The sequence below is a fragment of the Nonomuraea sp. SBT364 genome, from assembly GCF_001083785.1.
In the GTDB taxonomy this organism is placed as follows: domain Bacteria; phylum Actinomycetota; class Actinomycetes; order Streptosporangiales; family Streptosporangiaceae; genus Nonomuraea.
Map to the genome: position 1 here is coordinate 57,811 of NZ_LAVL01000034.1, position 11,878 is coordinate 69,688.

Below are 11,878 nucleotides of genomic sequence, written 5' to 3' on the forward strand. Positions count from 1 at the left end.
CTGTGGGGGGACGACGACCTCTGGTGCGTCCCGGATCTCGCGCCGCTGCGGCAGGGGCATCTGCTGCTGGTGTCCACCGCGCACCACCCGTGTTTCGGCGCGTGCCCGCCGGAACTGCTCGGCAAGCTCGCCGCCTGCCGCGCCCTGGTGACCGGCGTGCTCACCAGCGTGTACGGGGTGCCCGTCACCTTCTTCGAGCACGGCCCGGCGACCTCGCAGGGAGCCGGCGCCTGCATCGACCACGCCCACCTGCACTGCGTGCCCGGGCTGCCGTCGCTGCGCGGCAGGGTCGAGGCCGAAGGGCTGCGGGCCGGGCCGTACGAGGTGACGGGCCTCTACCGCCGCCGGACCTCCTACCTCTACGTCGAGGACGAGGCGGGCCCGGCCGTCTACCCGTGCCGTACGCCGCTGCCCTCGCAGTTCCTGAGGAAGGCCGCCGCCGGTGGACGGCCGTGGCGCTGGCAGGAGACCTACGGCACGCCGGCGACGCGCGAGCTCTTCCTGGCGACCTTGCGCGCGCTGCTGCCGTGGGCCGACCGGCTGCTGAGCGGCCAGGCGGACAGCAGCCACCGCAGCTCCGCCGCGGTCACGGCGTCACCGAACCCCATGGACTCGGGGGCGCGCTCGTAGCCGGTCTCGTAGTCGCGGTGCGCGAGGCCGTGATGGTAGACCGTGGACCGGCCCATGTTGCCGGCCCCCGACCGGATGAGCCACACCGGACGGCCCGGCACCGCCGCGTCGAGATGCGGGAAGAGCTGGGCCGGGGTCGCGCACCGCGTGCCGAGCAGGCCGTTGAGCGTCTGCAGCTCGCCCACGACGACGTCGGCCGTGTTCAGCGCGGGCAGCCACCGGCGGGCGTCCAGGCGCAGGTGGATGTCGTGGGGCACCATGTCGACGCAGACCAGGGCGCCGCCGGACCGGGCGATGCCCGCCGCCTCCAGCACCGCCTCCGCCGACCGCGGATAGAGGAGCTCGTACCCGGTCAGGAACAGGACGTCCGCCGAGGCGATCGCCCGGCCGGCCGCGCGCACGTCCGAGGGCGCGAGCAACTGCCCTTCCGGCAGCGCCTCGGCGACCATGAGCCGCACCCCGTCGCCCGGCTCCGCGTCGCGCACCACCACGACGCGGCCGGTGGAGACGCCCTCCACGACAGTGAGACGCGGCTCGACGCCCAGGGCGGCCAGCTCGGCCAGGATCGTCTCGGTGAACGCGTCCCGGCCGATCCTGGCTACCAGCTCGACCCGGTCGAAGTGGTGGACCGCCTGCCGTGCCAGGCCGAGTGCCACCCCGGCGGGCGTGATGTGGACCGGCGCGTAATGCAGGCGGTTGGTGTCGAGCTCGCCGAAGCGCAGGGAGTCGAGGCGGACGCGGATGTCCATGCGGATCTCCCCGACGACGACCAGGCTGCCCGCCCGGTCACCGGACGGCACGGCGGCCGTCATGCCGAGAGGGAGTCGGCGAGACCCTGCCTGTGCAGGCGGACGAAATGCTCGACGGCCAGGTCCATCCCGGGAATGAGCCGGTATCCGGGTAGCTCGCCGAGCGCCACCCAGCGGACCTCGCTGATGTGGTCGCCGGGCACCTGATGGGCGGGGGAAAGGCGGCGGGACAGGGGTTTGCAGATCCGGCCCACCGCGATCGCGCGGACCGGGGAGCGGCCCCCGTCGCGCATGAGCCAGTCCCACATGTGGAACGGCGGCCCCGGCTCGATGTCGATGCCCGATTCCTCGCGTACTTCGCGGACGATGTGCTCATCCAGCCCTTCGGCCGGTTGCATGCGCCCGCCCGGCGCCTCCCACAGGCCCGGATGGTAAGGGTCGTCGGCCGATTTGCGCACCAGGAGCAGCCGGCCGTCGTCGGCCGTGAAGGCTTTCTGCACGAAGGTGACATGGACATGCCGGCGGCTTGCGCGATCCGCCCCGGTAAGGCCGCTCAGAAGCTGCTTCGCCACGGATTCCACCCCTGCTGAATAGGGAACATCCTTGCGTGAGCCGGCGCCCAACCATAGCGCCCTTTCATTCTTCGCAAGCCTTGAACGCGCGGCTGCCTGCGATTCTCCGGATGAAAATGAGCGAATCTTGTATTTGCCAGTATCAGACTAAAGACGATGGAATGCCAGTGCGGTCCCCGGGCCGAGTTTCGCCGATATTAAAAGGTGTGATTCGGGCGGCTGAATGCTGCCGTGCCGATCGACTGTGGCCTCTCCGGTCTTGATCTTCAGCGCGTTCGCTGGGAGCTTGTCGGGGTGTCCATGTGGAGTCGCGTTCTCTTGAAAGGGCTGGCCGTCGTGCTGCCGGCCGCCGCGCTGGCCGGGCTCGGGGCGTACGCCGTGTCGCTGGGTGGGCCCGACCTGCGGGAGGCGCTGGCGTCCGCGCCGCCGGAGGCCACCTCGGTCACGGTCAGCGGGCTGATCACGACCGAGACGTTCCCCCGCATCGACGGGATCGTCCGCGAGCGGACCGGTGCGGCGCTGGCCGGGACGGCGGGCGAGGCGAGCATCCGGCTCCACTCCGACGCCTACGCGATGCCGGGCCAGGAGAACCAGCGCCGGCCCGAGCGGCTCAGGTTCGACAGCATGAGCGACCTGCGCGAGCACGCCAGGCTCGTCGCGGGTGCCTGGCCGGCGTACGGCGGCGACACCGTGCAGGCCGTCGTCTCGCAGCGGGCCGCCACGCTCGCCAGGCTGCGCGCCGGGCAGGAGTTCACCGCCCAGGGACGCATCGACGGCAAGCCGGTGAAGGTCAGGATCACCGGCATCTACCTGCTGGAGGACGCGCACGGGCCGCGCTGGGCGGACGATCCGATGCTGGCGTGGGGCATCGACGAACGCGACTACTACACCACCTACGGCCCGCTGATGGTCGACCAGCGGACCTTCCTCGACCGCTTCGCCACCAACGTCAAGGCGTCCTGGACCTTCGTCCCCGACCTGCGCGCCGGCGACTCGCGGGCGATCGCCGCCGGCCTCGCGGGCCTGCGTCAGAGCCTGCTGGACGCGGGCTGCGCCGACTGCACCCCGCGAAGCGCGCTGCCCGCGACGGTGGCCAGGCTCGGCACCGTCGCGGCGACCTCGCGGGCGGCCGTGCTCGGGCTGGCCGGCGTGCTCGGCGTGGCGTCCCTGCTGCTGCTCGTGCGGCGGCCGGGCGTGCGCGGGGTGTCGGTCGCGCTGGCCGCCGCCCTCGTCGTCACCACCGTGTCCACGGCCGCCACCTGGCGGACCTCGCAGGCCGACCAGGCGAGCCACCGGGCGGGCGCCGACCTGCGGCTGTACGGTCCGGCGGAGGGCGGCAGGCCGCACGCGCTCGGGCGCGGCAGCGCGTTCGCCGCGCTGCCCGGCGTGACCGCCGCCGTGCCCGCCTACCGGGCGACGGTCGTGGTCGACAAGCACGACGCCACGCTCGTCGGCCTCGACGCCGACCGCCTCGCCCAGGCGTACCGCATCCGCCCCGACCTGTCCGAAGGCACGGTCGCCGAACTGGCCGCCGGGCTCGCCGCCGGACGCCCGGCACTCGGCGGGCTGCCCGTGCCCGGCACGCCGCGCTCGCTCGTCGTCGAGGCCGAGACGCCCGACGGGCCGCTGCCGCTGGACCTGGTGGTGTCCGACGCCCTCGGCGCCTGGCACGGCGTGCCCGTGCCGCCGCTGCGCACCGGCGCCACCGAGGTGGACCTGTCCGGGCTGGCCGGTCCCGGCGAGGAGATCGCCTACCCGCTGACCGTCCGCGGCTTCCTCGGCCGGGTCGTGGACGGCACCCCCCGCACCGCCACCGTGACCGCCCTGCGCGCCGGCGACCGGAAGCTGGCGCTGCCCGGCGGACAGCGGTGGACGGGCGGCGAGCAGGTCGGCGACGGGCTGTTCACCCTGCGGGTGGCCGACACCGCGGTCACCGTGCGGCCGGTGCCCGACGCCGTGCCCGCCGACGGGCCGCTGCCCGTCGTCGTCACCGCCGACCTGGCCGCCGCGCACGACCTGGCGACCGGCCGGGAATCGGTCATCGTGCTGGAACGCCGGCCCCTGCGCGTCAAGGTCGCCGGCATCGTCGACCGGCTGCCCGCGACCACGCCCGAACTCCCCGCCATCCTCGCCGACTGGCCGACCCTCCAGGTCCGCGCGCTGGCCGCCGGCAGGCTGCCGGAGCCCGCGACCGACTGGTGGCTCGTCACCGGCGACCCCGGACGCGCCCGCGCCGAGCTGGCCGCGCACACCGGCTGGGACGTCACGGTGGCCGGCTGGCGCGACCTGGCCGCCCCGCTCGCCGCCGGCCAGCGGGCCGCGCTCGCGCTCGGCCTGGCCGCCGCGCTCGCCGTCCTGATCCTGGCCGCGCTGCTGGCGGGGGCGCGGGCCCTCTGGTTCGCGGCCGGCGGGGTGACGGCCGGCCTCGCGCTGGCGTACGTGGCCGTCCCCGTGCTGGTACGCGACGGGCAGGCGGCCGCCGTCACGCCGGATCCCGCGCTGGACCTGGCCTGGCCGGTGGCCGTGGCCGTCCTGGTGCTGCTCGCCGGGCTGTCCGGGCTGGCCCAGCTCAGACGCGCTCGCCCCCGTCCGCACCCCGCGGCAGTGCCGGTACGGGCATAGCGCCGCATTCCACGGACAACCGGCGGCGGTGCCGGCCCAGTCCCGTCGGAGGTCATCGCCCGGGCGGCACGGCCATCTCCCCGAGCTCGGACCAGCCGTCCTGCGGGATCGTCGTGTTGACGATCCGCGGCGTCTCGGCCAGGTGCGGCGGCAGCGTCCGCCGCGCCTCCCGGAAGTGGTCGGACTGCACGTGCGCCGCACCGGCGTCGGCATCCCGGAACGCCTCGACCAGGACGAACTCGTTCGGGTCGTCGAGGCTGCGCGACCAGTCGAACCACAGGCACCCGGGCTCACCCCGGGTCGCGGCGGTGAACTCCGCGGTGATCTCCGCCCACCGGGCGGCGGACTCGGGCAGGACGCGGAACTTCGCGGTGATGAAGATCATCGGCTCTCCTCGGCTCTAGGAGAACGATCGTATGGGGCACGGCGCGAAAAACTTCCCGGCGGCGTGTCGATCCGGCGGCCGGTCGTTCGACGCCCTGGTGGCGGGGGACGTTCCCCCCCGTGAGCGAGAGGACGACGTCATGCAGAAGATCACGACCTACCTGTGGTTCGACAAGGAGGCCGAGGAGGCCGCCACCTTCTACACCTCGCTGTTCCCCGGTTCCCGGATCGGCGACGTGCAGCGCTACCCCGAGGGCGGGGTGATGACGGTGACGTTCGAGCTGGCCGGGCAGCGCTACATCGCGCTGAACGGCGGCCCGGAGTTCAAGTTCACCGAGGCGATCTCCCTGTACGTGGACTGCGAGTCCCAGGAGGAGGTCGACGAGCTGTGGGCCAGGCTGACCGAGGGCGGCGAGGAGAGCCAGTGCGGCTGGCTCAAGGACCGCTACGGCCTGTCCTGGCAGATCATCCCCCGGGCGCTGACCGACCTGATCGGCGGCTCCGACCCGGCGACCTCCGCCCGGGTCGTGCAGGCCATGCTCGGCATGAAGAAGATCGAGGTTCAGGGCCTGCTGGACGCGGCCGCGCGTACCTGACACGTGCCTGACCAGGGCGTGTTCCACCGGCGGCGCTCCCCGGGGCGGGGGCGCCCCCGCCCTGTCAGGGCGTACAAAACTGTTTTGACAACACTGAGTTGTGACAGTTCCGGATTTTGGCTGGTCCGAAAAGGGGATTCTGTTGATATAAGCGGTGGGAGCGCTCCCGATTACGAATGAGAGTGAAACATTGGCGCACCACCCCCGATTTCCCGCGGTCTTAGCCGGCTTCGCGCTCGCGATCGCCGCCGCGGCGACGCCGAGCCAGGCGACGCCGCCGCCCGCGCAGGGCCCCTCCGCCGCCTCCCCGGCGGCCGGTCAGCCCGCCACCCTCACACTGATCACCGGTGACGTCGTCACCTACACGCCGGTCGAGAACGGCGTGCCCGCCATCGGCATCCGCCAGGCGCCCCGCCCCGACGGTGCCTCCATCACCTTCGCCACCCTGCCCGACCGCGACGGCGGCTGGCTGGTCCTGCCGTCGGACGCGGCGGCGCTGGTCACCGAGGGCGTCCTGGACGCCGAGCTGTTCGACGTGACCACGCTGGCCCGCGAAGGCCGCGCCGAGGCGCTCCCGCTGCTCGTCACCTACCGGGGTGAGCCCGCCGACGGCGCGCTCACCCGCGCCGCCACCGCGCTGCCCGGCGGCGAGAACGTGCGCCCGCTCGACAGCATCGCAGGCGCCGCGCTCACCGTGAAGGCCGCCGAGGCGGGCCGGTTCTGGGCGGGGCTGCGCGCCGACCGGCCGGCCGCCGGCCGCTCGGCGAGCGGCCTCGCCAAGGTGTGGCTCGACCGTCGTCTCACCGCGTCGCTCGACCGGAGCGTGCCGCTCATCGGCGCGCCCGCCGGCTGGGCACGCGGGCTGGACGGCACCGGCGTCAAGGTCGCCGTCCTCGACACCGGTGTGGACGCCACCCACCCCGACCTGGCCGGCAAGATCGTCGCCGCGGAGAACTTCTCCAGCTCGCCCGGCGTCGACGACCGCCAGGGGCACGGCACGCACGTCGCCGCGACGATCGCCGGCTCCGGCAGCGCCTCGGGCGGCGCGTACAAGGGCGTCGCGCCGGGCGCGTCGCTGCTCATCGGCAAGGTCCTCTCCGACAGCGGGGACGGCGACTGGTCCTGGGCCATCGCCGGCATGGAATGGGCCGCCGAACAGGGCGCCGACGTGGTCAACATGAGCCTCGGCAGCTGCTGCGGCGACGGCACCGACCCGATGAGCCTGGCCCTGAACGAGCTGAGCGACAAGCACGGCACCCTGTTCGTCGCCGCCGCCGGCAACGCCCACGACCCGCTCACCGTCGGCGTCCCGGCCGCCGCCGACCGGGCGCTCGCCGTGGGCGCCGTGGACAAGAACACCGGCACCACGCTGGCCGACTTCTCCAGCAAGGGGCCCCGGCTGAACGACGCGGCCGTCAAGCCGAACCTGGTCGCGCCCGGCGTGGACATCGTGGCCGCCCGATCCGCCTCCTCCTCGGCGCGGCCGATCCCCGGCAACGACGCGTACACCAGCGCGAGCGGCACCTCGATGGCCACCCCGCACGTGGCCGGCGCCGCCGCGATCCTGGCCCAGCAGCATCCTGGCTGGGGCGCCGCCGAGCTGCGCGACGCGCTCACCTCCACGGCCGTGCGCCACGACGCCCACAACTGGTTCGAGCAGGGCAGCGGCCGGGTCGACGTGGCCCGCGCCGTCACCCAGCAGGTGTTCGCCACCGCGGCCGTCGACTTCCGGATCCTGGCCGAGCGGGCCACCCGCCAGGTCACCTACCGCAACGTCGGCGCCGAGCCGGTCACGCTGGCCGTCGAGGCCGTCACCCGGGGCTGGAGCGGCAAGCCGGCCCCGGACGGCGCGATCACTCTCGGCGCGGACAGCGTGACCGTCCCGCCGAACGGCACCGCGACCGTCGACCTTACCGTCGACCCGGCCAAGGGCGTCAAGGGCGCCTACGGCGGCTGGGTCACCGCGTCGGCCGGCGACGTCCGGCTCGTCACCCCGTTCGGCTACTACACCGGCCCGGCCGCCCACCGGCTGACGATCTCCCTGCTGAACTCGTACGGGACCAAGGAGTTCGTGCCCGGCCGGGAGGGCACCGAGCCGCTCGTCTACCTGATCCCCCTCAAGCGGGACAACAGCCCCGAAGACCCCTTCAACCCATACGGGTACTACGCGGTACGGACGGACTTCTCCGGTGACGCCGAGGTCGAGCTGCCGGCCGGCGACTACGAGGTGATCGGCGTCGCCAACGAGAGCCGCATCAGCAACCGCAACAGCTGGGTGATCGAGAACGTGACGCTCGACGGCGACCGCACGGTCACCCTCGACGCCCGCGACACCGCGCCGATCAGGCCGGTGACCCGCGAGCGCACCGAGGGAACGGGCAGCGCCTGGTACGTGCGCACCTTCACCGACCGCAACAACCCGGTCTCCCTCTATACCGGTGTCGTCGACCAGATGAACCTGCACGTCACCCCGGTGCGCCGGGCCGGCACGGGCACGCTGCGGCTGACGCACGGCTGGGCGCTCGGCCGCGCCGTCCTGGACTCCGCCACCGCCGGGCGGCTGGACCTGCATCCCGTCTACGAGAGCGAGCAGCTTCGGGCCGGTCTGACCCAGGCGCAGAACCTGCCCGTGGTGTCCGTGGGGCAGGGGCGGGCGTCGGACTTCGACGGCGTCGACGTGACCGGCAAGCTGGTCCTGGCCGCGGTGCCCGTCGAGGCCGGCGACTCGCCGTACGTGAGCGCCGGGATGCGGATGGACCAGGCGGCGGCCGACGCCCGCCGGCGCGGGGCGGCCGGAATCGTCGCCTTCTTCGACGTCGACGGGGGCCGTGCCCGCATGCCGTCGGGCGGCTCGCGGACCTTCCACGCGCTCGGGCTGGACGTGGCCGAGGGCCGCGCCCTGCGCGCCGCGCTCGCCGGGGGCACGACCACCGTCGAGCTCAAGCCGTACGCCGGTCCCGAGGTCGTCTACCGGCTGCGGTACGACGAGCGCGGCCGGGTGCCCGCCAAGCCCGCCAAGGTCGACCACCGGGACCTGACCAGGATCGACGCCCGCTACCACGCCGACCAGCCGGACACCTTCGGGTGGGAGTTCGGCGAGTCCTCGGCGGGTGAGGAGCCCGGCCGGATCACCTACGGCGGCGCGCTGCGCATGCCGGTCGCCCGCACCGAGTACTTCGGGCCGGCCGACGACCGGGTGACCTGGAAGCGCGACATCACCAACGAGGGGCTGCTGCTGCACTCCTACGACCGGTTCGCCCGGGGTGAGCGTGACGAGCGCTGGTTCAAGGCGCCGCTGACGCCGGGGGCGGCGAACGTGCCCGCCCGCTACCCGTCCGGCGTGCCGTGCGTGCTGTGCCGCGACGGCGACCGGTTCATCCCGGCCGAGGTGTGGCTGGACTCCGACGCGCGGCACTTCGGCAGCACGAGCTCGGTCACCTCGGCGCCCAAGCTGTGGGTGGACGGGCGGGAGATCGCGGTGCAGGGACGCTACCCGCGCACCTTCACCGTGCCGGACGGGGGCGGCGACTACCGCCTGGAGAGCGTGGACACCAGCGGCCGCACGCTGTCGTCCGAGGTGAGCACCGCCTGGCGGTTCGCCTCCGCGCCGCCGAAGGGCACGCCGCGCTCGTACGCGTGCGCGTTCGGCACGTCGTGCGCGGTGCAGCCGGCCCTCCTGCCGTCCTACGACCTGCCGCTCGACCTGCTCAACCGGGCGCCGGCGGGACGGCCGTTCACCTTCGAGGTCGAGGCGGGCGCGCACGCGTCGATCCGCCACGCGCCGCACGTGAAGGACGTCAAGGTCGAGTTCTCCGCCGACGACGGCCTCACCTGGCAGCCCGCCCGCGTGCAGCGGCGGGGCGGCGACCGGTTCCGGGTCACGCTCGTCAACCCGGCCGCCGGGTTCGTGTCGCTGCGGCTCACCGCGGGCGACGGGAAGGGCGGGGCCGTCACGCAGACGATCAAGCGTGCCTACGGGCTGAGGTAAAAACCCGTTGTCCCGGCAGCCGCCTTTCTGGTGTGCTGCCGGGACACCGGCAATCGGAGGAGCCCCGCGATGCGAGCCACAACCATGTCCCACCAGCTGAGCAATTCCATCCACTCAGAGGACATGGCGGTCCGTGAAAACCCTGAACTTGGGCATTTTGGCGCATGTTGACGCCGGTAAGACCAGCCTGACCGAGCGGCTGCTGCACGCCGCCGGCGTCATCGACGAGATCGGCAGCGTCGACGACGGCAACACCCAGACCGACTCCCTCGCGCTGGAACGCCAGCGCGGCATCACCATCAAGTCCGCCGTGGTCTCCTTCCCCATCGGCGACGTGACGGTCAACCTCATCGACACGCCCGGCCACCCCGACTTCATCGCCGAGGTGGAACGGGTTCTCGGCGTGCTCGACGGCGCGGTGCTCGTCGTCTCCGCCGTCGAGGGCGTCCAGGCGCGGACCCGCGTGCTGATGCGCACGCTGCGGCGGCTCGGCATCCCGGTGCTGATCTTCGTCAACAAGATCGACCGTGCCGGGGCGCGGAGCGACGGCGTGCTGCGCGACATCGCCGCCAGGCTGACCCCGGCGAGCGTCGCGATGGGCGCCGTCACCGGGGAGGGCGGCCGCGACGCCCGCTTCACCCCCTTCGGCCCCGGCGACGCCGACGCGGCCCTGACGGAGGTGCTCGCCGAGCGCGACGACGCCCTGCTCGCCGCGTACGTCGACGGCACGCCCGTCCCCTATCGGAGGCTGCGCCGGGCACTGGCCCGGCAGTCCCGGCGGGCGCTGGCGCACCCGGTGTTCTTCGGCTCGGCCATCACCGGCGCGGGCGTCCGCGAGCTGATCGGCGGCATCCGGGAGCTGCTCCCGGCCGTGCGCGGCGACGCCGGCGGGCCGCTCTCGGGCACCGTCTTCAAGGTCGAGCGCGGGCCGGCCGGTGAGAAGACCGCCTACGTGCGGATGTTCTCCGGCACGGTCCGCCTACGGGACGTCGTGCCGTTCGGCGCCGGCCGGGAGGGGAAGGTCACCTCGATCGCGCTGTTCGAGCGGGGCTCCGCCGTCCGCGCCCCGGCCGTCGGGGCCGGGCGGATCGCCCGGCTCCAGGGGCTCGGCGACGTGCGGATCGGCGACGCCGTCGGGCAGCCGCCGCCCTCGGGCCGCCGGCACTTCGCGCCGCCCACGCTGGAGACCGTCGTCGTGCCCGGCCGCGCCGCCGACCGGGCCGCCCTGCACGTCGCGCTGTCCCAGCTCGCCGAGCAGGACCCGCTGATCAACCTGCGCCAGGACGACGTGCGGCAGGAGGTCTCCGTCTCGCTGTACGGCGAGGTGCAGAAGGAGGTCATCCAGGCCACGCTGGCCGGCGAGTACGGGCTCGACGTCACCTTCCGCGAGACCACGACCATCTGCGTCGAGCGGCCCGCCGGCACCGGCGAGGCGGTGGAGGTCATCGGCAAGGACGGCAACCCGTTCCTAGGCACCGTCGGGCTGCGTGTCGAGCCCGCGCCGGTCGGGTCGGGCGTGGAGTTCCGGCTGGCGGTCGAGCTCGGGTCGATGCCGTACACGTTCATGCGGGCCGTCGAGGAGACCGTCCGCGAGACCCTGCGCCAGGGGCTGCACGGCTGGCAGGTGCTCGACTGCGTGGTCACGCTCACCCGCACCGGCTACTGGGCCAGGCAGAGCACCGCGCACGGGGGGTTCGACAAGAGCATGTCGAGCACCGCCGGGGATTTCCGGCACCTGACGCCGCTGGTGCTCATGGACGCCCTCAAGCGGGCCGGCACCCGGGTGTACGAGCCGATGCACCGCTTCACGCTGGAGCTGCCGGCCGACGCCTACGCCGCCGTGCCCGCCGCGGTCGCGCGGCTCGGCGGCGTCCCGCGCACCGCCGAGCCGTGCGGCGGCTCGTACCAGGTGGAAGGGGTGATCCCGGCGGCCCGGGTGCACGAGCTGGAGCAGCGGCTGCCGGGGCTCACCCACGGGGAGGGAGTACTGGAGAGCGCGTTCGACCACTACCAGGAGGTCCGCGGGCCGGCGCCCGACCGGCCGCGCACCGACCACAACCCGCTCGACCGGAAGGAGTATCTGCTTCACGTGATGCGGCTCGTGTAGCTGCCGGAGTGCGGTAGAGTTAAGGAGTCGACGCGGGGTAGAGCAGTTCGGTAGCTCGTCGGGCTCATAACCCGAAGGTCGTAGGTTCAAATCCTATCCCCGCTACTCGTGTGATGTCTCACGACATCGGAAACCCTCGAACCTACGGGTTCGGGGGTTTCGTCGTGTTGGGGTTTGCCTGGGGTTGGTAGTCGCGGGCGGGGTCGATGGTCAGCTCGCGCAGGAGTTCT

General features: G+C 73.4%; 7 protein-coding genes and 1 tRNA gene. 5 read left to right on the forward strand and 3 right to left on the reverse strand.

Annotation, left to right across the window (positions count from 1 at the left end):
- Positions 1 to 470 precede the first annotated feature (470 nt).
- Both ADY59_RS17965 and ADY59_RS17970 read right to left on the reverse strand, forming a co-directional pair.
- Positions 471 to 1,442 (reverse strand): carbohydrate kinase family protein, encoded by a 972-nt coding sequence (locus tag ADY59_RS17965; protein ID WP_082310187.1) that lies wholly within the window; start codon positions 1,440 to 1,442, stop codon positions 471 to 473.
- A complete protein-coding gene (locus tag ADY59_RS17970; RefSeq protein ID WP_197093715.1) occupies positions 1,439 to 1,951 on the reverse strand; it encodes an NUDIX domain-containing protein in 513 nt (170 codons plus the stop codon). The genes ADY59_RS17965 and ADY59_RS17970 overlap by 4 nt, the downstream gene beginning before the upstream one ends.
- Positions 1,952 to 2,269: 318 nt before the next feature.
- Between ADY59_RS17970 and ADY59_RS17975 the strand changes: the two genes are divergently transcribed.
- The gene (locus tag ADY59_RS17975; RefSeq protein ID WP_049563564.1) at positions 2,270 to 4,573 is read left to right on the forward strand and encodes a hypothetical protein; all 2,304 of its coding nucleotides are present in this window, start codon (positions 2,270 to 2,272) and stop codon (positions 4,571 to 4,573) included.
- Positions 4,574 to 4,625: 52 nt separating this feature from the next.
- Here ADY59_RS17975 and ADY59_RS17980 read toward each other — a convergent pair whose 3' ends face one another.
- Positions 4,626 to 4,958, reverse strand: coding sequence for a putative quinol monooxygenase (locus ADY59_RS17980; RefSeq protein WP_049563566.1), 333 nt, complete (start codon positions 4,956 to 4,958; stop codon positions 4,626 to 4,628).
- Between the two features lie 139 nt (positions 4,959 to 5,097).
- Between ADY59_RS17980 and ADY59_RS17985 the strand changes: the two genes are divergently transcribed.
- From ADY59_RS17985 to ADY59_RS18000, 4 genes are all read left to right on the forward strand, one after another.
- On the forward strand, positions 5,098 to 5,553 hold the full coding sequence (locus ADY59_RS17985; RefSeq protein ID WP_049563568.1) for a VOC family protein: 456 nt from the start codon (positions 5,098 to 5,100) through the stop codon (positions 5,551 to 5,553).
- A 190-nt stretch (positions 5,554 to 5,743) separates the two neighbouring features.
- A complete protein-coding gene (locus ADY59_RS17990) occupies positions 5,744 to 9,541 on the forward strand; it encodes a S8 family peptidase (RefSeq protein WP_049563570.1) in 3,798 nt (1,265 codons plus the stop codon).
- Positions 9,542 to 9,674: 133 nt separating this feature from the next.
- Positions 9,675 to 11,648, forward strand: coding sequence for an elongation factor G (locus tag ADY59_RS17995; RefSeq protein ID WP_049563573.1), 1,974 nt, complete (start codon positions 9,675 to 9,677; stop codon positions 11,646 to 11,648).
- A gap of 31 nt (positions 11,649 to 11,679) precedes the next feature.
- Positions 11,680 to 11,753: transfer RNA gene (locus tag ADY59_RS18000), tRNA-Met, on the forward strand.
- Positions 11,754 to 11,878: the final 125 nt, after the last annotated feature.

What these genes read in the sequence shown, in the direction of transcription:
- ADY59_RS17980 (WP_049563566.1), bottom strand. Translation starts at nt 4,958, where the DNA reads ATGATCTTCATCACCGCGAAGTTCCGCGTCCTGCCCGAGTCCGCCGCC.
- ADY59_RS17965 (WP_082310187.1), bottom strand. Translation starts at nt 1,442, where the DNA reads ATGACGGCCGCCGTGCCGTCCGGTGACCGGGCGGGCAGCCTGGTCGTC.
- ADY59_RS17985 (WP_049563568.1), top strand. Translation starts at nt 5,098, where the DNA reads ATGCAGAAGATCACGACCTACCTGTGGTTCGACAAGGAGGCCGAGGAG.